Source organism: Collimonas pratensis (assembly GCF_001584185.1).
Classification (GTDB): domain Bacteria; phylum Pseudomonadota; class Gammaproteobacteria; order Burkholderiales; family Burkholderiaceae_D; genus Collimonas; species Collimonas pratensis.
In genome coordinates this window covers 2,405,979-2,429,345 of sequence record NZ_CP013234.1, presented here as the reverse complement: position 1 = coordinate 2,429,345, position 23,367 = coordinate 2,405,979, and the positions used below count along the sequence as shown (strand labels likewise).

Sequence of the window (23,367 nt, the reverse complement as noted above, 5' to 3'; positions counted from 1 at the left end):
GGCGGGATTTATTGGACATCTGCCGGAATTGATGCGATAGTTGCACGATAGAAACTAATTAATTGCCCAAACGATACAATTGTTTGCAATTGAGCATGCCAAGCTGAGATAAAGTCAGTCTTGCATATGTGAATCAAACACTTAATCTGGCGCCGTTATGCAAGAGTCCCGGCAGTCATATTTGGTGAGTGAAATGTTGTCCTGTTCTTGATTTCGATCAGACAGAACATTCTGTTTTAACTCGTCTGGCGGCGGCACGGCCAGCAACACTTAAGTCTTAACCTCAATAAGGGAGCAATACCATGGCAATCGACGTATACCTGCAAATCAATGGCATCAAGGGCGAATCGACCGACAGTGCACACAAAGACTGGATCGAGTGCAAATCGGTACAGTGGGAAGTGTTGCAACCAAAGTCAGCTACCGCATCCACTGGTGGCGGCCACACTGCCGAGCGTTGCGAGCACAAAGACATCGTGCTCACCAAGATCGCCGACCTGGCCACCCCTTTGCTGCTGCAGAACTGCTCGTCCGGCAAGACCATCGACAGCGCCAAGTTCGAATTCCTGCGCGCCGACGGCAAGGGCGACCGCATCAAGTACTTTGAAATCGAACTGTCGAACGTGCTGATTTCCGATGTCACGCCATCCGTCACTGAAGGCGACGTACTGAGCGAAACAGTCAGCCTGAAATACTCCAAGGTGAAATGGAAGTACACCCAGCAAAAAATCGGCGGCGGCTCCGGCGGCAATACTTCCGGCGGCTGGGATTTGTCGACTAACAAAACCGCGTAATCTCCCCTCCCGAAAAAGATCCGCAGCATGTCAGTGCTGCGGATCTTTTTTTGGGATTTTTTTCTTATAGCATCAGTATTTCACCGCCAGCTTCAGCCAGGCGCTACGTCCCTGGTCATTGATTGCCGTATTGGCGGCATAGCCAAAGCCGGTATTGCCTGCCAGGTTGAGATGTTCTGCATATGCCTTGTTGAAAACATTATCGACGCCGGCAACGATCTGCACCGATTTGGAAAGCGCGTAAGCGCCATTTATCGAAAATACGCCAAAGCCCGCCGTCGGACCGAAATCCTTGCCGACCACATTGCCGTCATTCACCGCAATCCGGTTTTGCGCGGACACCAGACGCCATAGCGCCCCGTATGACCAGCGGCCATCGTTGTAGCTCAGGGAAAGACGTGTATCAAGCGGCGGCATCTGCGGCAAAGCCTTGCCATCGCTGCGGTTGCGGCCCCAAGCATAGGCCAGCGAACTCTCCATCTTCCAATGCGAAGCGAAATCATAAGATGCGCCCAGCTCGCCGCCCATGATCTGTGCATCCACATTATTCGCCTGCGACTTGCCGCCCATGGGACCGGGCAAATAGGAAAACAAGATGTAATCGTTGATCACGCCGAGATAGGCCGATGCCCAGCCTTGCCATGCACCAGCTTTGTATTGCGCGCCGATATCCAATTGCGTGGTTTTTTCCGGGCGTATGCCGGCGAAGGCATTGACTGAACCCGTCGGCGCCAAGTTCGGAGAAAACAGTTCCCAATAATCAGGAAAGCGCTCGGCATGGCCGAGTCCGGCGTAGAGAGTGACAGCCTTCGAAGGCAAATCGTATTCATGACGGATAAAGCCGCTCGGCAGCGTGACCCGGCGTTCCGTATCGGCAGTCGGATTGGGCATGGCCATCATGCCCTGCCCCAGCGTGTTGCGATCATCTTTCGCCGTCGCATAATCGATGCGCATGCCGCCGATGAGACGCTGCCGCGACGCCACAGACCAGGTCGCCTCGCCAAACACGCCTATATTGCTGAAAGCGGCATCCTTGTTCCACGGATTTCGCGAGTAGGTATTGATGCCCATGCCGCTGCGCACACGATGCGCGTTTTGTTGCATATCGACACCGGTGACCAGGCTCAGCGTGTCGCCCCACTCCAGCGTCGCGGCTATCCTGGCGCCGACCGTGCGGCGGTCGACTTCCGACGCCATTGGCATATTCATCATGCCGGCATTAGGGTCCGGTTTGCGCAGCGTGTAGTTATCCATCAGATGATCGGCATAGTTGTAATACGCGATCGCCTCAAGCTTGGCGACATGCTGGCTGAGATTGCGCTTCTCGAATTTGGCGTTGAAGCTGTGGCGCTTGAAGCTGGCCCCGTCCATTCCCCGCCCGGCATAGGCCGCGGATCCGTCGCCGATCCCCGCATTCAATTCCAGCAGGGTATTGGCGTCCGGCGTAAAACCGAGCGCGGCATCCACATTCCATTTATCCCAGCGCGACGCGACCGTTTGGCGATTGCCATCCTGATAGTCGTCGGCTTGCGCGTGGTTGGCGGTTATCCGTGTGTAGACGGCCGGCGTGCCGACTGTCAGATCCGCTCTCTGTTCATTGCGACCGTACGATCCTGCCGTCAGTCCGCCGTCAAAGCGGACCGGATTATCGGTTGCCGAGAACGGTGCTGTCTCCCGCTCGAACAGCACCGTCCCGGCAGATGCTCCCGGTCCCCAGATCACGCTTTGAGGCCCCTTGATCACCGTCAGCTTGTCGTAGCTTTCCGGGGAAATATAGGAAGTCGGCGCATCCATGCGGCCAGGGCAGGCGCCGAGGATCGTGGTGCCGTCGTTCAGGATGTTGATGCGCGAGCCGAACATGCCGCGCAAGACAGGATCGCCGTTGGTGCCGCCATTGCGCACCGCAGAAAAGCCGGGAATGGTTTTCAGGTAATCGGCGCCGTCGCTGGCCGGTATCGGCTGCCGCGGCGCTTTCGGATCGACCACGATGGTCAGAGGCGAAGTCTCCTGCGCCGCGGTGATGACGACCGTCGGCAGCAGCACGTCGTTCGGCGCGACCTCGCCGGCAATGGCGCCGGCAGTCAGCGTACTCAAACTGGCGATGGCGATGCGAATCAGGGCAGGAAGGATTCGAGGGCGGGCGCGTGGAACATGGTGCATGTGCATCCTATAAATGGCTGAGAAAATTCCAGCCGAGTATAGAAGCGCATCTGTTCAAAAAGAATGCGGCTAATTGTCGCACCCTGCGGCAAAGCTACCTCGATCACTCAAATCACCCACCTGGGCTAAACTGCGAGTGCGTTCAATTTTGGAGAGTGAGCAATGCAGACCGTCACACTACCTTACGGCTCGGACCAAAGCGGCCTGGTATGCGGCTATCTATTCGGCGAGGATGGGCAAGGACAGGCAATCGATTCCAAGCAAGCGGAAGAATGGCTGGCTGCGCGCCACCAGCAGCAAGGCCAGTTCATCTGGCTGCATCTCAACCTGGCCAATACCGCCAGCGAAAAATGGCTGCGCAAGCATGCCCAGCTGGGCGATGAGTACTACCAGGCCTTGCACGAAGGCCAGCGCTCGACCCGCATCGAACTGGTCGACAATATGCTGATCGCGGTCATCAACGATGTGTTGCACGATTTTTCCTTCAACCCGGCGGATATCGCCACGCTCTGGCTGAATGTTGACCAGCAGGTGGTCGTCAGCGCCCGGGGGAAACCGCTGAAGGCGGTCGACCGCCTCCGTAACGCCGTGAAGAACGGCGAACCGATTCGCTCTTCGGTCGAACTGTTGACCCATTTGCTGCGCGACCAGGCCGATGTCCCGTCAAAGATCGTGCGCGACGCCATTAGGCGGGTCGACGGCATCGAAGACAATCTGCTGGCCGGCAAGCAAAGCCACAAACGCGCCAACCTGGGCGAACTGCGGCGTGTGCTGGTGCGCCTGCAGCGCCTGCTCGCCCCGGAACCAGCAGCCTTGTTCCGGCTGCTGCAGCGGCCGCCGAACTGGGTAGCCGAGATCGACTCCCAGGAACTGCGCCACGCCACCGAAGAGTTTTCAGTGGTACTGCACGATATCGCCACGCTGCAGGAACGCATCAAACTGCTGCAGGAAGAAATCGCTGCGCGCGTCAACGAGGGCAATAATCGCAGCTTGTTCGTGCTGACTATCGTCACGGTGCTGGCGCTGCCCATCAATATCATCGCCGGCTTGCTTGGCATGAATGTGGGTGGCATTCCTTTAGGACAAGACCCGCAGGGCTTCTGGATCATCGCCGGAATTGTCGCCACTTTCACCATGGTCGCCGGCTGGCTGGCCTTCAGGAAGCGCGACGACGACTAAATTCAAGCGCCATCCGGCCGCGATTGCGGCCCTATCGCCAACTCATGGAAGCCGGAAAACGCATCCGCTTCACGGCTAAAGCGATGTTCCGGCAACAAGGCCAGCAGCAGCTCAGCCGTCGTGCGCACGATGCATCCGGCCGCCACATGCCCACCCAGCACCCGTCCTTGTCCATCGGCCACCGTCATATGGAGATGAGCGCCATCGACCGAGAGCGACCCGGCCAGCGTCAGTATCTCCAGGTCGCAGCGCAGTTCGGTAGGCTGTTTCGCCCCCGCAAAGCGTAGCTGCGCAAGAGATAAGCTGCCGATGCCCTGGAGCACAAACGCCGCACTCACGCCATGCTCGGCCAGCACAGCCCCCAGAGTGGCGCGTAGATCCTGTCCAGGGGTAAGGCGTAGAGGAAGAGTTTGCATGGAGGACGTTACGCCAGAGAAGTTTGGAAAATATATTACATGGAATGGCGCGTGGCCGGGGAGCCAGAAGCGCGGTTACAGCGCAGATCAAGCAGGAAGTGTAATATTTCATTCGATCACGCATTCCCGCCCGCTTCCCGAGGAGATACCGCAATGAGCCCCTTAGCCGCTATCGCAGCCATTCTTGCCGCATTACTGATCGGGGCGATGAGTCCGGGCCCGAGTTTTGTAATTGTTGCCAGGCATTCGATAGGTCTGTCGCGCCGCGACGGCCTGGCCACGGCTGTCGCCATGGGATTAGGCGGCGTTTTCTTCAGCGGCATTGCCCTGGTCGGGCTGTACACCTTGCTGGCCACCGTGGGCTGGCTTTACATGGGCCTCAAGATAGCCGGCGGCCTGTACCTGCTCTACCTGGCGTCGAAAATCTGGCGCGGCGCGGCGGCCCCACTGGCCCTGAGCAGCGAACACGCGGCAGGCGGCGGTGACCTGCGCAGATCTTTCTGGGTCGGGCTCAGTACGCAGTTGAGCAACCCGAAGACCGCCGTCGCCTATGGCAGCATCTTTGCCGCCCTGCTCCCGCAGCATCCGCCGCTGTGGTGCTATTTCGCCCTCCCGCCACTGGTGTTTGCGGTGGAAGCCGGCTGGTACACGGTCGTCGCCCTGTGTTTTTCCAGCAAGCGGCCGCGCGAACTGTACCTGAAAGCCAAAACAAAGATCGACCGCGTCGCCGCCGGCGCCATTGCGGCGCTTGGGCTGCGGTTGCTATTTACGGCACATAGAACTGGTATTTGAACAATGCGGGAACGATTGCTTGGAACGGACTTGCCGGAAAAGCAAAACGGCCCATAAAGGGCCGTTTTGCATGTATCTGGCGGAAGCGGTGAGATTCGAACTCACGAACGGGATAAACCGTCGCTAGTTTTCAAGACTAGTGCCTTCAACCACTCGGCCACACTTCCGGAAGGACGTAATTATACCCAATTTGCAACAACTTAACGAGGGCCGCCCGGCTTTTTATGCAAATTCCCTAGGGGCCACCCAGGAAAACAGCTCAATCCAGCAAGAACATTTGCTGCAAATCATTCAAAAACCGCTGCCCCAGCACGGTCGGCTTGATGATCTTGTGGTCGCGATAGAGCAAACCCTTGGCTTCGGCCTGGTTGAGCGATTTTTCTATCGTGTTCAGCGCCAGGCCGGTGCGTTCGCTGAACAGGTTGACCTCGAAGCCGCCATTCAGGCGCAGCGCATTCAGCATGAACTCAAAGCCGAGGTCGTCGCGGCCGATTTCGGTTTCTTCCTGCACCACATTGCCGAGCCGGCTGTGTTCCAGATAAGCCTTGGGCTGCTTGTAGCGCATCTGGCGGATCACGCGGTGCGGGAACGACAGCTTGCTGTGGGCGCCGGCGCCGATGCCGAGATAATCGCCGAACTGCCAGTAGTTCAGGTTATGGCGCGCCTGGCGTCCGGCCTGGGCGTAGGCCGAGACTTCGTAATGGCCGTAACCGGCGGTGCTGGTAAGGGCGCCGATCATGTCTTGCATTTCGGCGCTGGCGTCGTCGTCGGGAATCACCGGCGGATACTTGGCGAAGTAAGTGTTCGGCTCCAGCGTCAGGTGGTACAGCGACAGGTGCGGCGGCGCAAAGGCGATGGCGGTGGCGACGTCTTGCTGCGCCTCTGCCAGCGTCTGCGACGGTAGCGCATACATCAGGTCGAGATTGAAATTGTCGAAAGTCGCGTGGGCGATCTCGACCGCGCGGCGCGCTTCGCCGTCGTCGTGGATCCGGCCCAGTGCCTGCAGATGGCGGCCGTTGAAGCTCTGGATGCCGATCGACAGGCGGTTGATGCCGCTGTTGCGGTAGGACTTGAACTTCTCGACTTCAAAGGTGCCCGGATTGGCTTCCATGGTAATTTCCGCGGCGCCGTCCAACGGCAGCAGCGAGCGCACGTCCGACATCAAACGATCCAGCCCGGCCGCAGACATCAGGCTGGGCGTACCGCCGCCGATGAAAATCGTATAGATCTTGCGGCCCAGATCAGCGGCAGCGAGGCCTCCAGGTCGGCGCGCAAGGCGGCCAGGTATTCCTCTTCCGGAAAACCGCCCTTGGCTTCGTGCGAATTGAAATCGCAATACGGGCACTTCTTCACGCACCAGGGAAAATGGATGTACAGCGACAGCGGCGGCAAGGCGCTCAGGCTGAGCGCGCCCGGCTGCAGATAGGCCAGCGCGGCCTGGGCTGCGGCAGAGGGCTTGTCGGCCAGGGCGCTTTTGGCCTGGCCGGGCATGCCGATGGGCTTGATCGGGATCATCGCAGTTTCTCTACCAGTGCACGCAGAGCTTGGCCGCGGTGCGAGATGGCATTCTTCTCGGCAGCGGTAAACTCGGCGGCAGTCTTGTTGTGCTCGCTAATCAGGAAAAAAGGATCGTAGCCGAAACCGCCGGCGCCACGCGCTTCGCTGATGATCTGGCCGTTCCAGCGGCCGTCGGCGATCACCGGCTGCGGATCGTCGGCATGGCGGACAAACACCAGCACACAGTAATAATAGGCCGATTTGTCGGCATGCGACGCCAGGTCGGCGATCAGCTTGCGGTTGTTTGCGGCATCGGACTTCGGTTCGCCGGCATAGCGCGCCGACAGCACGCCAGGGGCGCCGCCGAGGGCGTTGACGCAGACCCCGGAATCGTCCGCCAGCGCCGGCAGGCCGGTCAAGCGGGAGGCGTGGCGGGCCTTGGTCAGGGCGTTTTCGACAAAGGTCAGGTAGGGTTCTTCCGCCTCGGGGACGTCGAATTCGCCCTGCGGACGCACATCGAAATCGATCTGTGCCAGCAATTGGCCGAATTCTTTTAATTTTCCAGCGTTGTTGGAGGCTAGAACCAGGGTACGCGACATAGGTAACTCAAAACAGAATAGGAGAAAACCGGTACTTTAGCACCGGTAGGGGAAAACATCGGACGGGACGTCAATCGCCGCTCAGGCGACGCGCTTGCCCAGGATCACCAGATCGCGCTCGATGCCGTCCAGGGTAGCGACGCGCGGCATGTTGGCCCAGCGCTCGAAACCGAAGGCATCGAACAGTTTCAGGCTCGGCTGGTTATGGCCAAAGACGAAACCCAGTAAAGTATGCACGCCGATGCTCGGAGCATGCGCAATGGCTTGCCCCAGCAAATAGCGACCCATGCCCTTGCCGCGCGCATCTTCATGAATATAGATAGACAGCTCGGCAGTGCCGGAATAAGCCGGACGGCCGTAGAAATCGGAATACGACAGCCAACCCAGCAGCGACTTCTGCCCCCCGGCGCCCTCCTGCTCCACCACCCACAGCGGGCGGCGTTCCGGATTGTGATGGTCGAACCAAGCCTGGCGCGAAGCCACCGTGACCGGCTCGGTATCGGCCGTCACTTCACGCGAGGCGACGGTGCTGTTGTAGATGGCGACAATCGCCGGCAAGTCCTGCTGCGTGGCGAGTCTGAAGCTGTAGTCCATATGATCCATAGTGCTGTATTAATGCTGAATATCTATCGTTGCCGCCGGCGGCCTTTAGTAAGTATGGGTCGGACGCGCCGAACCCAGCGCCGAACCGAGCACTTCCTCGATCCGCTTGCGCAGCCGCTGGCCGCTGTCGTCGTCCGGAAAATGCACGCCGACGCCCTGCGCCTTGTTGTTATTGGCGTTCTTCGGCGTGATCCACGCCACCTTGGCGGCGATCGGATACTTGGTGCCGTCGTCCATCAGGCTCAGGATCAGGTAGATTTCATCGCCCAGGTGATAGGTCTTGTTGGTGGGCACAAAGATGCCGCCATTGACCAGGAATGGCATGTAGGCAGCGTATAGCGCCGATTTTTCCTTGATCACCAGCGACAATACCGACGGCCTGGATAGTTTGACCGGCTCGGCCGGGATTGTGGTGTTCTCTGCCATCATCGTCCTATAAGCAAAATTCAAGCAAACATGCTGGCGTAATCCAGCAGCATTTCTTCAATGAACAGGCGCGCCGAGAGCGGATGGTCGGCGATCGCGCGACGCTCGTTGCTGCTTTTCAAGGCCCGCAGCAAAGCGCCGGTCTCGACTTTCGCGGCCAATCCGGCCAGCGCTTTTTCATACCGGGGATAATACCGGATTGTGCCGCACAATTTAAGCGAAAACAGGTCGTACAGCCAACGTTGTTGCCAGGCCACCAGCTCGGCCACCGGGGTTTTCTGCAACTGCTCGGCACATTTCAGGGCGCCGTCGATGCCGGGCCGGGTCAAATGCTGCAAAAACGCGTCGATCAGCTCGCGCCCTTCGCTTTGCGACTGCGCGTAGGCGGTCAGCGGTGCGCCACCCTGCTCGTCCAGCCAGACGTCGGCATCCTTGACCTCCTGCTGGCGCAGCCAGGTCAGCGCCTGCTCGCGCGACGGCAGCGGCATGGCGAATTTACGGCAACGCGACAGGATGGTCGGCAGCAGGCGGTCGAGGCTGTTGGAGCTGAGCAGGAACACGGTATTCGGCGGCGGCTCCTCCAGCGTCTTCAGCAAGGCATTGGCGGCGGCGGTGTTGAGCGCCTCGGCCGGATACAGCAACACCACGCGCTGGCCCTGGCGGTGGGTGGAGATGTTCATGAAGCCGGCCAGGGCGCGGATCTGGTCGATCTTGATTTCCTTGGACGGCGCCTTGGCCGATTTGGCGCTCTTCTTGCCGTCGCCCGCCTCGCCTTCGCTGCCATCGCCTTCGCCGGCCTCGTCGCCGTCCAGGATTTCCGGCCGCACGCGGCGGTAATCAGGGTGGTTGTACTGCACGAACCAGCCGCAAGAGCCGCATGTGCCGCAGGCATGGCCATCCGGCTGCGGCGTTTCGCAGAGCAGGGATTGCGCGAACTGTTCCGCAAAAACGGTTTTGCCTATGCCTTCGGCGCCATGGAACAGGATCGCGTGCGGCAGCCGCGCGCGCATCTGCTGCAGCTGCTGCCAGACGTCGCCCTGCCAGGGGAACAAGGTATTACTCATGCATGTACCTTATCAGTCTGCTTCAAGGCTTGGCCTGTTCTACACATAATGTTGCGATGATGCCGGTCAGCGTCTGCTGGACCTCGGCAATGGTGCGGGTGGCGTCGATGATCTGGAAGCGTTCCGGAAACTGGGCGGCGCGGCGCAGGTACTCGGCGCGGGTGGCGGCAAAGAAGTCCGACTTTTCCTGTTCAAACTTGTCCAGCGTGCGGGTGGCGTCGAGACGGTCGCGCGCCACTTCCAGCGGCACGTCGAACAGCAAGGTCAGGTCTGGCTGCAGATGCGGATGCACCCATTGCTCCAGCGCTTCCAGCTTGGCCAGCGGCAGTTGCCGGCCGCCGCCCTGGTAGGCGAAGGTGGCGTCGCTGAAGCGGTCGGAAATGACCCAGTCGCCACGCGCCAGCGCAGGTTCGATGACTTGCGCCAGGTGCTCGCGGCGCGCCGCGAACATCAGCATGGCTTCGGTTTCCAAGTGCATTTTCTGATGCAGCAGCACTTCGCGCAGCGCTTCTCCCAGCGCGGTGCCGCCCGGTTCGCGGGTGGTGACGACGGTCAGGCCGCGGCTGCGCAGCAAGTCGGCGACAAAGCCGATGTGCGTCGACTTGCCGGCGCCGTCTATGCCTTCAAAAGTGATGAATTTTCCTGATGCCATTGTTTTAACCTGCTTATGAAACGGTATTACGCTGCTGTTGCTGCCATTATCGCCGATTGCCGGGAAATCTAGCGCTGATACTGATTGACCGCCTGGTTGTGCTCGCCAAGATTATTGGAAAAATGGCTGCTGCCATCGCCGCGGGCGACGAAGTACAGGGCGTCGGTTTGCGCCGGATGCAGCGCTGCCGCGATCGACTCTGCGCCTGGAAGGGCAATCGGGGTCGGCGGCAGGCCGGCGCGCGTGTAGGTGTTATAGGGCGTGTCGGTGGTCAGGTCGCGCTTGCGGATGATGCCCTGGTACTGTTCGCCCATGCCATAGATCACGGTGGGATCGGTTTGCAGCAGCATGCCGATCTTCAGACGGTTGACGAAAACCCCGGCAATCGTGCTGCGGTCAGCGCGGCGGCCGGTTTCCTTTTCCACGATGGAGGCCATGATCAGCGCCTCGTAAGGCGTCTTGTAAGGCAGCGTAGCGTCGCGCCCTTCCCAAGCCTGGTTCAGGCGTTTGAGCAGCAACGCATGCGCCTGCTTATAGACCTGCAGATCGCTGGAGCCCTTGGCGAACAGATAGGTATCCGGGAAGAACAAGCCTTCCGGCATGCTGTAGTTGGGACTGATTTTTGCCAGCAGTTCAGCATCCGACAAGGCCACCGTATCGTGCTTCAGCGCCGCTTGCGCCGCCACTGCCTGGCGCATCTGGCGGAAGGTCCAGCCTTCGATCACGGTCAGCGATTCTTGCGCAAACTCGCCGCGCACCAGCTGCGTCAGCAGGCGCAGCGGCGTGGCGCCGGGTTTCAGCTCATAGCTGCCGGCCTTCAGCTTGCCGCCCTTGCCGGTAACCCGCGCCAGCAACTCCAGCAATTGCGGATTGACGCCGACGCCGGCCTGGTCTATCTGCTCTACCGAACTGGCCAGCGTGCTACCGGGCTGGATGGTGAATGGCCGCACCGGCCCGGCGTCGAATACCGGCTGCTGCGCCCAGTAAGCTACGCCGCCGGTAGCCGCCCCGCCCAACAAGATCACCCACAACAATAGTTTTTTAAACAAGACCGGTCGCTCCGAATTTATTGCATCTATTATTTCAAGCGGCGCAAAAACGGCGAAACCCAACGCCTTTTTTGCGACATCACTATAATCAACCCAATATGATAATCGCTGTTTTGGGAATGCTTACAATTTATGAATGAAATAACAAGTATCTGGTCGAAATTTCTGCAGCAACAGACATTGACTGCGTTGCCGGCCGCCGCCGCAACCCAGCCGTCTTTCTTTGCCCGCTGCCTGAACTGGGCCTGATCGCCGCCAGCGGCGAAGACGCCGCCAGTTTCCTGCACACCCAGCTCACCAACGACGTCCAGAACCTGACCGCAGCACAGGCGCGGCTGGCCGGCTATTGCTCGCCCAAGGGACGCCTGCAGGCCACCTTCCTGATCTGGAAGAGTGGCGACAGCATCTTCCTGCAGCTGCCGCGCGAGTTGCAGGCGGCGCTGCAAAAGCGTCTGCAGATGTTCATCATGCGTGCCAAGGCCAAGCTGGCCGACGTCACTGAAGCGCACGTCGTCCTCGGCCTTGCCGGCGAGGCTGTTGCCGCTGCACTGGTGCCATGGTTCCCCGCGTTGCCGGATGCACCCTACGGCAAGATCGACAACCAGTACGGCAGCCTGATCCGCGTCGCCGACGCCGATGGCGCGCCGCGCTATCAGTGGATCACCAGTCCCGAGACTGCCATCGCCGCCTGGCCGCTGCTGAGCAGCAGCCTGCAGGCGCTCAGCGCGCAAGCTTGGCGCCTGAGCGAAATCCACGCCGGCATTGCACAGGTCACGCTAGCCACGCAAGAACAGTTTGTACCGCAGATGATCAATTTTGAAGTGGTCGGCGGCGTCAATTTCAAGAAGGGCTGCTATCCGGGCCAGGAAATCGTCGCGCGCAGCCAGTACCTGGGCAAGCTCAAGCGCCGCGCGGTCCTCGCCAGCGTCGAAGCCACCGGCATCGCCGCCGCCACGGAAGTATTTTCCAGCAACGATCCAGAGCAGCCTTGCGGCATGATCGTCAATGCCGAAGCCGATAGCGCGCACAGCAGCCTGTGCCTGCTGGAGATCAAGCTGGCGGCGACCGAGGGCGGCACGACGGTACACCTGGGTTCGATCAATGGCCCGCAACTGAAGTTCCATGCGCTGCCGTATTCGATCATCGACGTCACCGATGCAGAACTGTCGGCCTGAGCCTGCGATGAGCACCAATCTGTATATCTATTACAAGGTCGCCGCCAGCCGCGCCCAGGAATTCGATCATGCCGCGGCAGCCATGCAGGCCGAACTGTCGCTGCAGCATCAGGTCAATACCGCGCTCAAGCGCAGTGCGGAAATAAAAGATGAACACCACACCTGGATGGAAGTGTATTCTTCGGTGCCGCCGGATTTCGTCCAAGTGATTGATCTGGCGGTTGCCAAGCACGGCCTCGCCGCCTTGATCGACGGCCCTCGTCATACTGAATTTTTTGTCAATATTTCATCATGTGCTTGATCGTTTTTGCGTGGCAAGTGATTCCTGGCTCGCCGCTGATAGCCGCCGCCAACCGCGATGAATTCTATGCGCGTCCGAGCGCTGCCGCCAGCTGGTGGGAAGACCAGCCCGACATCTATGCCGGCCGTGACCTGCAGGATGGCGGCACCTGGATCGGCATCACCCGCGGCGGCCGCTTTGCCGCCATCACCAATGTCCGGGCGCCGTCGGAACGGCGGCCCGATGCCCCCAGCCGCGGCGCACTGGTAGCGGATTTCCTGTCCAGTAAAAAAACGGCGGCGGAATATGTCGCTGAAATCGCCGTCGACGCAGCGCGCTTCAATGGCTTCAATCTGCTGGTCGGCGACGGCAGCCAGCTGATCTGGTATTCCAACAAAGGCGAGGACGATCCGCGCAATGGCCAGCCTTTGGCGCCCGGCGTGTATGGCTTGTCGAACGCGACGCTGGACGTGTGCTGGCCCAAGGTGGTACGCACCAAGGCACAATTCTCCAGCCTGCTGTGCCAGGGCGCGCCCGATGCCTGCTTCTTCGACATGCTCAGCGATACCACGCGTTCCGGCGATTGCCGTCTACCATCTACCGGCGTCAACATTGAAACCGAACGCATGCTGTCGGCGGTGTTCATCGAATCGCCGGATTACGGCACGCGCGCATCCACCATCGTGCGACTGAAGGCGAATGGCAGCGCCATGCTGCACGAGCGCATTGCAACGCCCTCAGGCGCGCCCTGCCGCACGCACGCGCCGTCCAAATCCGCGGGACGCTGTACGCGCTGACGGTGAACACCTGCCTGCCGCTCTGCGCAGGCAGGAGCAGCAATCAGGCGAAAACGTGGCGCATGCAGACGTGCGCAATCCCCGCTTCGTAATACTCCTCGCCATCGCGGACAAAGCCGTGGCGGCCGTAAAACGCTTCTGCCTGGGTCTGCGCATTCAGCACCACTTCGCGGTCGCCGCGCTGGCGCGCCTGCGCCATCAAGGCTTGCAGGATTGCTGCACCTATGCCCTGCCCGCGTCCCGCCGCGCGCACCGCCATGCGGCCGATATGACCGTCGGGCAGCAGACGGCCGGTGCCGACGGCATAGCCGCTCTCGTCATGGGCGACCGCATGCACGCAGTGCTCATCCATATCGTCCCATTCCAGCTCGACCGGAATGTTTTGCTCGATCACGAATACGTCGAAACGCACTGCGCGTGCATCTGCCTTCTGCACCGCCCAGTTGTCGACTGTCAGATGAAATTTCATATTGTAAGTATTTCTCGTTATTGGCTATCAGCCCGGCTTGATTTTGAGCGCGGCGCGGTTGTGCCGCAGATATTTGAAAGTGCCCATGGCCTTTGCCACCAGATGATCGCCGTGCCATAGCTCGGCTTCGCAAAAACACATGGTGGTGGATTGGTGAAAAGCCCGGCCCTTGGCCACCAGCCGGGCGCCGCTGCGCCCCGCCGGCTGCAGGAAACTGGTTTTCATCTCGACGGTAACGGCCGCTTCGGACTGCGGCAAGAGCGAGCGTCCGGCCAGCGCCATGACCACATCCAGCATGGTCATCGAGACGCCGCCATGCGTGACCTGCCAGCTGTTCATGTGATGCGGCTGCAAAGTCAGCGCCAGCTCGGCGGCGCCCTCGCCCATATCGACGAATTCGACGCCGAGATAGCTCAGGAAGGGATTATCGATCGGAAAAACGTGAGAAGGAAACATGCGGCCGCTCAGCTCAGGTAATCCATGCATTGGCGCGCTTCGCGCACGGCGCCGAAGAAGGGCTTGATGGCGACGTGGGCCGGATGGTTCTGGTAGGCGTCCAGCGCCGCCTGAGATGCGAATTCGGAATTCAGCAAGACGTCGTAAGTCGCTTCCAGACCAGGCTGGGCCACTATCGCTTCGAACCTGATCATGCCGGGTACGATGCCCGCGCAGCTGTCCAGCAGGGCCTTGAGCTTCAGCGCATTGCTGGCCTTATCGGCGCCTTCGGCGTGGTCTTTCAATTTCCACAATACGATGTGTTTGAGGGTCGCGCTCATGGGATCTCTGCCTTCTGATAGGAATGAATGCCGCGCACTCCTGAAACGCTAGTGCCGCGGCCAATCCGTCATTTTACATTCTTGGCGCGGCGCTGCTTCCAGTCGCCGGTTTACTCGGTCAGCAATTTATAGGCAATCGTCCACATGGTGAGCCCTACCACGACTTCCAGTATGCGCCAGGAAAGCGGCTTGGCGAAGATCGGCCGCAGCAAGGCGGCGCCATAGCCGAGCGCAAAAAAGAACACCAGCGAAGCCAGCATGGCGCCGCCGGCAAACCCGGCTTTGTCGTCTGGGAACTGGGTAGAGATGGAACCGATCAGCAAGACCGTATCGAGATAGACGTGCGGATTGAGCCAGGTCAGCGCCGCGCAAGTCAGCAAGGTCGGCAGTAAAGCAGCTTGGGTATCTTCGCCCTGCTGCAGCACGGCCGACGATTTCCAGGCAGTGTAAAAGCTGCGTGCGCCGTACAGGAACAGGAAGGCGGCGCCGCCGTAGCGCATGGCGCTGGTCAGCCACGGCGCTTGCTTGATCACGATCGCCAGGCCGGTCACGCCCAACAAGATCAGGATGGCGTCGGAGACGGCGCAGGTCAGGCAGACCCAGAACACATGCTCGCGCTTCAGTCCCTGCTTGAGAACGAAGGCGTTTTGCGAACCGATCGCCAGGATCAGCGACAGGGAAAGGGAAAAACCCGAAATTGCAGCAGTCATGCATCTCCAACATCAATAAATTCCAGGCAAGCGCATTGGCCCGGGTCCGGCATTGTAAACCAGCGTGGCACTAGCCTCATGGCCGCTCTGTCAATGCAGCTTGGAAGACCATTTGCCGCCGTCCGCGCTTTCGACCCCGCCCTTGCGCCGCGCGGCGACGAAACGCGCCACGTCGGGGTCGGTAATGAAACTGGCGGCGGAACTGGCCTGCAGGATGGCGTCGGGCGATTGCGGCTTGGCGACAATAAACCCTTGCACGTAATCGACGCCCAGCTTGGCCAGCGCCTCGATCATGGCGCAGTCCTCGACCCACTCGGCGATGCTCTTCATGCCGAGATTGCGGGCCAGTTCGACGATCGCTTCCACGATCGCCTCGTTGGCCGGGTGCATGTTCATGCTTTGAATGAATGCGCCATCGATTTTCAAGGCATCCGCCGACAGGCTCTTGAGATAGGTGAAGGAAGTATAGCCGGCGCCGAAATCGTCCAGCGCCACCTTGGCGCCCAGCGCCTGCAGCCGCTCGATGATGCGGCTGGTATGGTCAAGATCGTGCAGCGCCACGCTTTCGGTGACCTCGATGCACAGTAAAGGCACCACGCGCAGATGTTTTTCCAGGATCACGAAAAGATCCTGGATGAATTTTTCATCGTTGAGCGAAGCGCCGCTCAGGTTCACGCAAACGAACTTGGTCAGCGGCAGCTGTGCCTGGTGCTGGTCGAGCCACTCCAGCACGGTCGCCATGACCCAGCGGTCGATCACCGCGATACTGCCGTTTTCCTCCGCCGCCGCAATCACCCGGGTGGCCGGCACCACCTTGTTGTCGGCGTCGCGCAGCCTGAGCAAGACCTCGAAATTGAGCGAGTCTTCCGGATGCTGCAGCGACATGATCGGCTGCATTTCGACAAACAGGCCGGAGGGCAGGAATTCGCCGCCCAGTCTTTCGATCAGGCTGAGTTCTTCCAGCCGCTCGCGGAACACCGGCGCATTCTTGTGATACACCACGATATGCTCGTTATGGGCTTTCTTGGCTTCGCGGCAGGCGCGGTCTGCTGCGGAAATGGCGTCCTGCACCCGCATGCCGGCATCCACCTCGACCAACCCGATCGAACCCTTGACCTGGAAGGCGCGCGCGCCTATGTGATACGACTGGTAGCTGATTTTCTGGATGATGGCGGAACAGATCTTGGTGGCGGCGCCAATCTCCACGTCCTGGAACAGGATGATGAATTCATCGCCGCCGATGCGGCCGATGTGATTGCCCTCGCCCAGCGACTGTTCGACCCTTTCACACAGCTGCTTCAACACTTCATCGCCGGATTGATGACCGAACAGATCGTTGATCAGCTTGAAACGGTCCAGGTCAAGGTAAGCCAGCGCCAGCGGCCGCTCGTCGCACTGGCGTGCAATGGCCCGCTCCAGCATGATTTCAATGCCGCGCCGGTTCAGCACGCCGGTCAACGGGTCGTGCTCGGCCAGGAAGCGCAATCGCTCGACGGCGTCGGAACGATCGCTGATATCTTGCAGCGAGCCTTCGATGCGGCCGTTGGCAAAAGTCGCTGTAACCAGATAGGTGCTCGCCCTGCCGCTGGCATCGGCAACCCCGCGCAACTCGGCCTCATTGCCGCCGCTGCCGGAAACGATGCGCCATAGTTTGTCATGGGCGCCAGGTTGGAAATAATCATCCCATTTTTTTAGCCACGGGGTCCCGGCATCGTGGCCCAGTATTTTTTCCAGCGCAGGATTGGTGCGCACGAAACTGCCATCTGCAGAAAGGGTAAACAAGCCGATCGGCGTGACCTCATAGGTAGTACGCAACTCAGCCTGGACCAAGGCCAGTTCGCGCTTCCCCGCACGCATCTGTTCGGCGAATGCAAACGATGCCATCAGGCTTGACAGCAACGCCACAATCACGTTATTCGGGACTTCATCCAGTGTCTTGATGCCGAATGCGGCGGCCACCACTTCATCCACCCGGGTGAACAGTACGACAAACATCGATGCGCAATACCAGAGTACTGCCCGGGTGCGGGCTTTCCAGACGATACGCGCCAGCAGGAAGATCAATATCAGGATGCCGGCGACTGTCCAGCACCATAGCACCGGCAGGAAACGCTGGTACGACAGCAATAAGGCAGCCACCAGCAGCAGCCCGCCAAGCCAGCGTAAAACATTTTGCAGGAAAACGAAGCCGACCTGCTTCAACTCATTCTGAAACAGCCTGCCAAACAAGGTGAAGGTGACGATGTAATAAGTGGCGAAGGTCAGCTTGCGCAGCCACGGCAGCCACTGGTTGGGAATGGTCCATATCAGCCAGTGCGCATCCCATCCCATAGCATTCGCGCCGAGCCGCAGGTTGCCCAGCAGCCAAACGGCAAACAAGACATACATCCACTCGCGGTTGATGAGCGCCGCCACCAGCACGAACAGGGTCAGGGTCAGCAAGCCGCCTTCCATCAGGCCTATACCGCGATAAAATTCCTTCTGCGACTGTTCAAAATCCGGAATACTCCATTGACGCACGGAAATTCGCGCCGGGCCGGAAAAAACACCCTTGCACAGCACGCTCACAGGCAAGGCCTGGGGCGCCAGCGACAGGATGAATCCCGTCTTTTCAGCTTTGACCTGGCCATCGTTGCCGGTACGGCTACCGCTCCCGAGCAGACGCCGGCCCTGGTCTGCCCAGCAGCTTACCTGCTGCGCGTGGCGCGATGGCAGCTCCACTTGCACCGTGCCGGAATCGGCTGCCGGCAGCACCATGAAGGAAAACCAGAAAGGCGTTTCCAGCAATTGCGTATTTTGATAAGCCTTGTGGGGAGCATCCATCAGCTTCTGAAATGCCTGCTCTGGCGCCAGGCTCTGCTCCGGATCGCTCAACACCTGCAAGGGCGACGACACCGGATCCCTGTGCCCAAAGCGGCTATCCAGCGTAACGAACGCGAGGATCGTAAACAAGACAACCAGCGCTGGCACCAAAACAACCGAAAAATAGAACCCTAGCCAATCCCTTGGCTTAAGGTTGTCGCTAAGTTTTTTCGGCGTGTCGGCATGGAATAGCCACATAAACATCGCGTCCGTAGAGTGAGAGGGTTCTACTGTACTGTAAAAAAAGCCACATTATTTTTTTTCAACAACAATAACACCCTCTCACAATCATTATTTAACAATACTGAACCAAATGACTATGCCACGGAAACGATTATCCCTTTTCTTTCCCTCAAAGATTACTGTGACCAAATATGGAATGAGAGATGCTTAGTAAATTGGAGGGCCGCTCAAGCATCAGATCTGCATGATGAATCTCAAACATCAAGGCAAACAATGGATGGGCGGCAGCGCTCCAGCGCGTTCTGGCTGTGGCCACCTCGAATGCCATGACACGATGCGGCAGCATGCCGACATGCTGCATAGGAATAAACTGGCCGCCAGAAAAGACATCCTGAAACAGCAAGGCATCATATTGCCGGTCTAGCGGCGAGCGCGCCGTAATCACCATCCAGTCGATGCCGTTCTCGACACAGTACAGAAAATAGGCTTTGAACAGCAAGGTTTTCACCATCTTGCCGATCTGTCCCGACGCAACCCCCAAACGCGTTGCCTCCGCCAGATGCCGTCCTTGCAGCCACGCCGGAAGGGTAACCGACTGCTCCAGCACCAAAGGCCGATCATGGTTGGTCTGGATGCGCATCGTGCCTAAAGAGGAGCCGTCGAACTTGGATTCTGCCAACAGGATGATGGTGTCGTCAGCGAGATCCGCCTGCTCGAACTGCTGCAGGTTGCGGGCCAGCTCCGGCAGGTGACGGCTGTAGGCAGCATGCCGGATCCCGACCGCTTTCTGCAATGCCTGCTCATCCCTGACAATACGGATAGTGAACGGCAAGCGCTGCTCGCGCTGCGCCGCCATTGCGCTTTTTGCGGGCGATGGCGACGACGTGCTGCTGTCGTCGATGACGTGGCCGGACGTGATAACTGAATGGTCTTGTTTCATGTTAAGTGCTCCGAAATAGAAAACATGGTTGACCGTTTTATGCACGTATTGCATTACGGTATTGCCAGATTCTCACGTTCAGCCCACTGTAGAAAACTAAACCCTGCACGTGTTTACGCCACTAGTAGCATATTATTCACGTTCAATGACTACTCAACAATATTAATTTCCCGCCATCAACAAATTGCGCCAATTCAGTGCTGCGCGCCGCCCAGATACGCCGCCTTCACCGCCGGATCGTTCTTCAGCTTCTCGGCCGGACCGTGCACGGAAATCCGCCCGTTTTCCAGCACATAGCCATAGTCGGCGACGTTCAAGGCAGCGGCGGCGAACTGTTCCACCAGCAGCATCGTCACGCCCTCCGCCTTGAGCCGCGAAATGATGCGGAACACTTCCTCCACCAGAATCGGCGCCAGCCCCATCGATGGCTCATCCAGCAGGATTACCTCGGGATTGAGCATGACCGCGCGCGCCATCGCCAGCATCTGCTGTTCGCCGCCGGACAAGGTGCCGGCCAGCTGGCTTTGCCGCTCTTTCAGGCGCGGAAACAGTTCCAGCGCGCGCTCCAGGTCGAGCTTGATGTCGCCGCGCGGACGCATGCGGGTAAAGCGCGGAAAAGCGCCCAGCAACAGATTGTCGACCACGCTCATGGTGGCGAACACGCGTCGCCCTTCAGGCGAATGGGCCAGGCCGGCGCGGGCGATCTTGTGCGAGGCCAGGCCGGTGACGTTGACCCCGGCCAGGGTCACGCTTCCGGACTTGGCCTTGATCATGCCGGAGACGGCACGCATGGTGGTGGTCTTGCCGGCGCCGTTGGAGCCGATCAGGGTCACCACCTTGCCTTTCGGCACATCCAGCGAAATGCCGTGCAATACCTCGACTTTGCCGTAGGCTGCATGCAGATTGGAAATCGAAAGCATCTTATAACCCCGCTGGCTTGGAAGTGGATGGCGCACCGGCGGCATCGACGCTGGCAGCGTCTTCGCCGGCGCTGCCGCCGAGATAGGCTTCGATCACCTTGGGATCGCTCTGCACCGCGGCAGGCTTGCCTTCGGCGATTTTCTGGCCGAAATCGAGCACCGTCACAATGTCCGAAATCGACATCACGACATCCATGTGATGTTCGATCAGGATAATCGTGATGCCGTGCTGGCGGATCTTGTGGATGATCGCGATCAACTCCTTGATGTCTGGCGCCGTCAGGCCTGCTGCCGGTTCATCCAGCAACAGCAGTTGCGGATTCAAGCCTAGCGCACGGCCGATTTCCAGCAGGCGCTGCTTGCCATACGGCAGGTTGCGCGCCTCTTCGCCGGCCAGTTCGCCGAGGCCGACGAATTCCAGGATGCTGGCGGCGCGCTGCCGTGCCTGCTGCTCTTCACGCCGGTAGCGTGGCGTATTGAAGATCACGTCCAGCACATTGCTGCGGAAGGTGTGATGCAAGCCGACCAGGACGTTTTCGGTGGCCGTCATTTCGCCGAACAGCTGCACGTTCTGGAAAGTACGGGCCACGCCGCCCAGCGCAATCGCCGCCGGCGTCGTGCCGGAAATCGTCTTGCCGTTGAATTCGACTTTGCCGGCGGTCGGTTTGTAGATCCCGGTAAGGACGTTCATCATGGTGCTCTTGCCGGAACCGTTTGGTCCGATCAGGCCGTGCACGCTGCCTTTGACGATGTCCAGGTTGACCTCGTTCAAGGCCTTGAGACCGCCGAACTGCATCAGGATCTTCTGGCCGCTGAGCAGCGTGCTGCCGCTGGCGCCGCCGCCGACCGCCGGTCCCCAGGCCTGTTCAGGATTGGCCGCAAGCGTGACCGGCTTGCCGCCGGCGGCCGCTTTCTGGCCCAGCAGATTGCGGGCGAAGCCGACAATCCCGTCCTGCAGGTAATACACCACGAACAGTGTCATCACGCCGAAGATCGTCAGACGCCAGTCGGTGATGTTTTCCAGGCGGTAGGAAAAGATCGCCATGCCGAGGGTAGCGGCCAGGGGCACCGCCAACTCGCGCACAGTCTTGCGCTTTTTCCACAGCAGGAAGGCGCTCGCCAGCACGCCGATCACGGCCGCCGCGGTGGCGATCTGGCGGAACAGATCGATATCGGCCAGCAGGCTCGGCAGCATGACCACGATCAGCGCCCCCAGCAAGGAGCCGATACGGCTCTTGCGGCCGCCCATGATGACCGCCAGCAAGAACAGGATAGTCAGCTCGAAGTTGTAGGTATTCGGCGAGATGTATTCTTCCGAATAGGCATACAGGCTGCCCGCCAGGCCGGCCAGCGCGGCGCTGATCACGAAGGCGATGACCTTGTAGCGGTACACCGAGACGCCCATGCAATCCGAGGCGATCGGGCTGTCGCGCAATGCCTGGAAGGCACGTCCGAGATGCGATTTGACGATCCGGTGGACCACGATCAGCGACAGCACCATCAGCGCCGCCACCAGGTAGAAATAATCAACCTCGTCGAGACGATGGCCGAAGAACACGGGCTTGGTCAGCTTGATGCCCATCGGTCCGTCGGTCAGGAAACTCATTTCATTGATCAGGATCTGGATGATGGTGCCGAACGCCAGCGTCACCATGGCCAGGTACGGCCCGGTCACACGCAGCGCCGGCAAGGCCAGGATGGCGCCGAACAAGGCCGTCACCGCCAGGCTGGCCGGGGCCGCGATCAGGAAAGGCCAGCCCAGCTTGAACACCAGCACGCCGGTGGTATAAGAACCGATGCCGAACAGGCCGGCATGGCCCAGCGACACCTGGCCGGTATAGCCGACCACGATATCCAGCCCGAACAGCAGGATGGCGTAGATCAGGATGGTTTCCGCCAGATGGATGTAGTACGGATTCGGGAAAACTTGCGGGAACGCCAGCAGCAGCACGATGCCTGCGATCGACAGTGCGAATAACTTTTTACTCATCTTCACACCTTCTTGATGGCAGTCTTGCCGAACAGTCCAGCCGGCTTGATCGCCAGCACCAGCAACAGCAGCACCAGGCCCGGCACTTCCTTGTAGCCGGTGGAAATATAGAAGCCGGTCAGGGTCTCGGCGATGCCCAGGATCAGGCCGCCGACGATCGCGCCCATGCCGGAGGTGAGGCCGCCGATGATCGCCACCGCGAACGCCTTGAGACCGAGCGAGGTGCCCATGGTGGCGCCGGTCAGCGTCAGCGGTGCTACCAGCACGCCGGCAAAGGCCGCCGTGGCCGACGACAAGGCGTAGGAAAAGGTGATCACCATGCTGGTATTGATGCCCATCAGGCCGGCGGCATCGCGATCGTTAGAAGTAGCCACCACCGCCTTGCCGTAAATCGATTTGCGATTGAACATTTCCACCGCCAGCATCATCGCCAGCGCGCCCAGCACCACCACGATCTGCATCGGCTGGACATTGGCGCCGAGCACCTGGAACGGCGTCGCCGACAGCGGCGTCGGGAAAGTCAGGTCATCCTTGCCCCAGATGTTTTCAGCGACGTTCTTGAAGATGATCGCCAGCGCAATAGTCGACATGATCCAGCCGAATTCGGACTTGATCTTGAGCGCCGGCCGCACGCCTATCCATTCGACCACCACGCCTTGCAGCGCACCGAACACGATCACTACCGGGATCATCAGCCAGTAGTTCAGGTAAGGGCCGCCGTGAATGTTGCCGACCAGGCTGAGGCCGACCAGCGCGCCCAGCATCAGGGCTTCGCCCTGGCCGAAATTGAGGGTGCCGGACGTGGCGAAGGTGAGTTGATAGCCGAATGCGATGACGGCGTAGATCATGCCTAGCGCGATACCGCTAAAGACCAGTTGCAGCAGGATTTCCATGATGTATATCCAAGAGACATCGCCGGGAAGCGAAGTAAAACACACGCGAGCACAAGCGACAAACCGCAGTACTGCTGCAAATGCAGCAACAACAGCAAATGCAGCAACAGCGGCAACTACTTCAGATGCAGCAAATCCGGC

24 protein-coding genes, 1 tRNA gene and 1 pseudogene are annotated in these 23,367 nt (G+C 59.7%); 6 read left to right on the top strand and 20 right to left on the bottom strand.

All coding sequences use genetic code 11. The features are described from left to right. Nucleotides 1–302: 302 nt before the first annotated feature. A complete protein-coding gene (locus CPter91_RS11050; protein WP_061940153.1) occupies nt 303–794 on the top strand; it encodes an Hcp family type VI secretion system effector in 492 nt (163 codons plus the stop codon). A gap of 72 nt (nt 795–866) precedes the next feature. Here the strand turns inward: CPter91_RS11050 and CPter91_RS11045 are convergent, their stop codons facing one another. Next, complete coding sequence (locus CPter91_RS11045; RefSeq protein ID WP_061940151.1) at nt 867–2,954, bottom strand: TonB-dependent copper receptor; 2,088 nt, start codon at nt 2,952–2,954, stop codon at nt 867–869. Between the two features lie 162 nt (nt 2,955–3,116). Between CPter91_RS11045 and CPter91_RS11040 the strand changes: the two genes are divergently transcribed. Beyond that, nucleotides 3,117–4,133 (top strand): transporter, encoded by a 1,017-nt coding sequence (locus CPter91_RS11040; protein WP_061940149.1) that lies wholly within the window; start codon nt 3,117–3,119, stop codon nt 4,131–4,133. Nucleotides 4,134–4,135: 2 nt separating this feature from the next. Here CPter91_RS11040 and CPter91_RS11035 read toward each other — a convergent pair whose 3' ends face one another. Next, nucleotides 4,136–4,549 (bottom strand): PPC domain-containing DNA-binding protein, encoded by a 414-nt coding sequence (locus tag CPter91_RS11035; protein WP_061940147.1) that lies wholly within the window; start codon nt 4,547–4,549, stop codon nt 4,136–4,138. 153 nt (nt 4,550–4,702) lie between these two features. Between CPter91_RS11035 and CPter91_RS11030 the strand changes: the two genes are divergently transcribed. Continuing rightward, the gene (locus CPter91_RS11030) at nt 4,703–5,341 is read left to right on the top strand and encodes a LysE family translocator (RefSeq protein WP_061940145.1); all 639 of its coding nucleotides are present in this window, start codon (nt 4,703–4,705) and stop codon (nt 5,339–5,341) included. Nucleotides 5,342–5,418: 77 nt separating this feature from the next. Here CPter91_RS11030 and CPter91_RS11025 read toward each other — a convergent pair. The 9 genes and pseudogenes from CPter91_RS11025 to CPter91_RS27860 form a co-directional block, all read right to left on the bottom strand. Next, nucleotides 5,419–5,508: transfer RNA gene (locus tag CPter91_RS11025), tRNA-Ser, on the bottom strand. 92 nt (nt 5,509–5,600) lie between these two features. Next, nucleotides 5,601–6,856, bottom strand: a pseudogene (hemW, locus tag CPter91_RS11020) (radical SAM family heme chaperone HemW). Then, a complete protein-coding gene (gene rdgB / locus CPter91_RS11015) occupies nt 6,853–7,437 on the bottom strand; it encodes an RdgB/HAM1 family non-canonical purine NTP pyrophosphatase (protein ID WP_061940143.1) in 585 nt (194 codons plus the stop codon). The pseudogene hemW and the gene rdgB overlap by 4 nt, the downstream one beginning before the upstream one ends. Before the next feature lie 81 nt (nt 7,438–7,518). Then, nucleotides 7,519–8,031, bottom strand: coding sequence for a GNAT family N-acetyltransferase (locus tag CPter91_RS11010; protein WP_061940141.1), 513 nt, complete (start codon nt 8,029–8,031; stop codon nt 7,519–7,521). 54 nt (nt 8,032–8,085) lie between these two features. Next, nucleotides 8,086–8,466, bottom strand: coding sequence for a PilZ domain-containing protein (locus tag CPter91_RS11005; RefSeq protein WP_061946111.1), 381 nt, complete (start codon nt 8,464–8,466; stop codon nt 8,086–8,088). A gap of 20 nt (nt 8,467–8,486) precedes the next feature. Next, on the bottom strand, nt 8,487–9,530 hold the full coding sequence (locus CPter91_RS11000) for a DNA polymerase III subunit delta' (protein WP_061940139.1): 1,044 nt from the start codon (nt 9,528–9,530) through the stop codon (nt 8,487–8,489). A 22-nt stretch (nt 9,531–9,552) separates the two neighbouring features. After that, nucleotides 9,553–10,182, bottom strand: coding sequence for a dTMP kinase (tmk, locus tag CPter91_RS10995; protein ID WP_061940137.1), 630 nt, complete (start codon nt 10,180–10,182; stop codon nt 9,553–9,555). Between the two features lie 68 nt (nt 10,183–10,250). Then, a complete protein-coding gene (mltG, locus tag CPter91_RS10990; protein WP_061940135.1) occupies nt 10,251–11,231 on the bottom strand; it encodes an endolytic transglycosylase MltG in 981 nt (326 codons plus the stop codon). Nucleotides 11,232–11,260: 29 nt separating this feature from the next. Beyond that, nucleotides 11,261–11,677, bottom strand: a complete 417-nt coding sequence (locus CPter91_RS27860; RefSeq protein ID WP_470294986.1) for a hypothetical protein — start codon at nt 11,675–11,677, stop codon at nt 11,261–11,263. A gap of 12 nt (nt 11,678–11,689) precedes the next feature. Here CPter91_RS27860 and ygfZ point away from each other — a divergent pair, with 12 nt between their 5' ends. The 3 genes from ygfZ to CPter91_RS10975 are packed head-to-tail and all read left to right on the top strand — an operon-like array spanning nt 11,690 to nt 13,483. After that, nucleotides 11,690–12,406, top strand: coding sequence for a CAF17-like 4Fe-4S cluster assembly/insertion protein YgfZ (gene ygfZ, locus CPter91_RS10985; protein ID WP_470294985.1), 717 nt, complete (start codon nt 11,690–11,692; stop codon nt 12,404–12,406). A gap of 7 nt (nt 12,407–12,413) precedes the next feature. Then, nucleotides 12,414–12,707, top strand: coding sequence for a DUF4936 family protein (locus tag CPter91_RS10980; RefSeq protein WP_061940133.1), 294 nt, complete (start codon nt 12,414–12,416; stop codon nt 12,705–12,707). After that, complete coding sequence (locus tag CPter91_RS10975; RefSeq protein WP_061940131.1) at nt 12,698–13,483, top strand: NRDE family protein; 786 nt, start codon at nt 12,698–12,700, stop codon at nt 13,481–13,483. The genes CPter91_RS10980 and CPter91_RS10975 overlap by 10 nt, the downstream gene beginning before the upstream one ends. Before the next feature lie 43 nt (nt 13,484–13,526). Here the strand turns inward: CPter91_RS10975 and CPter91_RS10970 are convergent, their stop codons facing one another. The 9 genes from CPter91_RS10970 to CPter91_RS10930 all read right to left on the bottom strand — a co-directional run bounded on the left by CPter91_RS10970 (nt 13,527) and on the right by CPter91_RS10930 (nt 23,226). Further along, a complete protein-coding gene (locus tag CPter91_RS10970) occupies nt 13,527–13,952 on the bottom strand; it encodes a GNAT family N-acetyltransferase (RefSeq protein WP_061940129.1) in 426 nt (141 codons plus the stop codon). Nucleotides 13,953–13,979: 27 nt separating this feature from the next. After that, nucleotides 13,980–14,408 (bottom strand): PaaI family thioesterase, encoded by a 429-nt coding sequence (locus CPter91_RS10965; protein WP_061940127.1) that lies wholly within the window; start codon nt 14,406–14,408, stop codon nt 13,980–13,982. Nucleotides 14,409–14,416: 8 nt separating this feature from the next. Beyond that, nucleotides 14,417–14,728, bottom strand: a complete 312-nt coding sequence (locus CPter91_RS10960; RefSeq protein WP_061940125.1) for a Dabb family protein — start codon at nt 14,726–14,728, stop codon at nt 14,417–14,419. Between the two features lie 110 nt (nt 14,729–14,838). Further along, nucleotides 14,839–15,438, bottom strand: coding sequence for a LysE/ArgO family amino acid transporter (locus tag CPter91_RS10955; protein WP_061940123.1), 600 nt, complete (start codon nt 15,436–15,438; stop codon nt 14,839–14,841). A gap of 90 nt (nt 15,439–15,528) precedes the next feature. After that, complete coding sequence (locus tag CPter91_RS10950) at nt 15,529–18,390, bottom strand: putative bifunctional diguanylate cyclase/phosphodiesterase (RefSeq protein WP_236906006.1); 2,862 nt, start codon at nt 18,388–18,390, stop codon at nt 15,529–15,531. A gap of 262 nt (nt 18,391–18,652) precedes the next feature. Then, complete coding sequence (locus tag CPter91_RS10945; protein ID WP_061946109.1) at nt 18,653–19,423, bottom strand: hypothetical protein; 771 nt, start codon at nt 19,421–19,423, stop codon at nt 18,653–18,655. A 194-nt stretch (nt 19,424–19,617) separates the two neighbouring features. Next, nucleotides 19,618–20,343: an ABC transporter ATP-binding protein gene (locus tag CPter91_RS10940; RefSeq protein WP_061940119.1), complete on the bottom strand. Its 726-nt coding sequence runs from the start codon at nt 20,341–20,343 to the stop codon at nt 19,618–19,620. A 1-nt stretch (nt 20,344) separates the two neighbouring features. Continuing rightward, nucleotides 20,345–22,333 (bottom strand): branched-chain amino acid ABC transporter ATP-binding protein/permease, encoded by a 1,989-nt coding sequence (locus CPter91_RS10935; RefSeq protein ID WP_061940117.1) that lies wholly within the window; start codon nt 22,331–22,333, stop codon nt 20,345–20,347. Nucleotides 22,334–22,335: 2 nt separating this feature from the next. After that, the gene (locus CPter91_RS10930) at nt 22,336–23,226 is read right to left on the bottom strand and encodes a branched-chain amino acid ABC transporter permease (protein ID WP_061940114.1); all 891 of its coding nucleotides are present in this window, start codon (nt 23,224–23,226) and stop codon (nt 22,336–22,338) included. Between the last annotated feature and the right edge of the window lie 141 nt (nt 23,227–23,367).

Coding starts and splice junctions, on each gene's coding strand:
- CPter91_RS11050 (WP_061940153.1), top strand. CDS start 303: ATGGCAATCGACGTATACCTGCAAATCAATGGCATCAAGGGCGAATCG.
- CPter91_RS10960 (WP_061940125.1), bottom strand. CDS start 14,728: ATGAGCGCGACCCTCAAACACATCGTATTGTGGAAATTGAAAGACCAC.
- CPter91_RS11010 (WP_061940141.1), bottom strand. CDS start 8,031: ATGGACTACAGCTTCAGACTCGCCACGCAGCAGGACTTGCCGGCGATT.
- CPter91_RS11045 (WP_061940151.1), bottom strand. CDS start 2,954: ATGCACCATGTTCCACGCGCCCGCCCTCGAATCCTTCCTGCCCTGATT.
- tmk (WP_061940137.1), bottom strand. CDS start 10,182: ATGGCATCAGGAAAATTCATCACTTTTGAAGGCATAGACGGCGCCGGC.
- CPter91_RS10940 (WP_061940119.1), bottom strand. CDS start 20,343: ATGCTTTCGATTTCCAATCTGCATGCAGCCTACGGCAAAGTCGAGGTA.
- CPter91_RS11030 (WP_061940145.1), top strand. CDS start 4,703: ATGAGCCCCTTAGCCGCTATCGCAGCCATTCTTGCCGCATTACTGATC.
- CPter91_RS10930 (WP_061940114.1), bottom strand. CDS start 23,226: ATGGAAATCCTGCTGCAACTGGTCTTTAGCGGTATCGCGCTAGGCATG.
- ygfZ (WP_470294985.1), top strand. CDS start 11,690: ATGTTCATCATGCGTGCCAAGGCCAAGCTGGCCGACGTCACTGAAGCG.
- CPter91_RS10970 (WP_061940129.1), bottom strand. CDS start 13,952: ATGAAATTTCATCTGACAGTCGACAACTGGGCGGTGCAGAAGGCAGAT.
- CPter91_RS11005 (WP_061946111.1), bottom strand. CDS start 8,466: ATGGCAGAGAACACCACAATCCCGGCCGAGCCGGTCAAACTATCCAGG.
- CPter91_RS11040 (WP_061940149.1), top strand. CDS start 3,117: ATGCAGACCGTCACACTACCTTACGGCTCGGACCAAAGCGGCCTGGTA.
- rdgB (WP_061940143.1), bottom strand. CDS start 7,437: ATGTCGCGTACCCTGGTTCTAGCCTCCAACAACGCTGGAAAATTAAAA.
- CPter91_RS10965 (WP_061940127.1), bottom strand. CDS start 14,408: ATGTTTCCTTCTCACGTTTTTCCGATCGATAATCCCTTCCTGAGCTAT.
- CPter91_RS10955 (WP_061940123.1), bottom strand. CDS start 15,438: ATGACTGCTGCAATTTCGGGTTTTTCCCTTTCCCTGTCGCTGATCCTG.
- CPter91_RS10935 (WP_061940117.1), bottom strand. CDS start 22,333: ATGAGTAAAAAGTTATTCGCACTGTCGATCGCAGGCATCGTGCTGCTG.
- CPter91_RS10945 (WP_061946109.1), bottom strand. CDS start 19,423: ATGAAACAAGACCATTCAGTTATCACGTCCGGCCACGTCATCGACGAC.
- CPter91_RS10980 (WP_061940133.1), top strand. CDS start 12,414: ATGAGCACCAATCTGTATATCTATTACAAGGTCGCCGCCAGCCGCGCC.
- CPter91_RS10975 (WP_061940131.1), top strand. CDS start 12,698: ATGTGCTTGATCGTTTTTGCGTGGCAAGTGATTCCTGGCTCGCCGCTG.
- CPter91_RS11000 (WP_061940139.1), bottom strand. CDS start 9,530: ATGAGTAATACCTTGTTCCCCTGGCAGGGCGACGTCTGGCAGCAGCTG.
- CPter91_RS11035 (WP_061940147.1), bottom strand. CDS start 4,549: ATGCAAACTCTTCCTCTACGCCTTACCCCTGGACAGGATCTACGCGCC.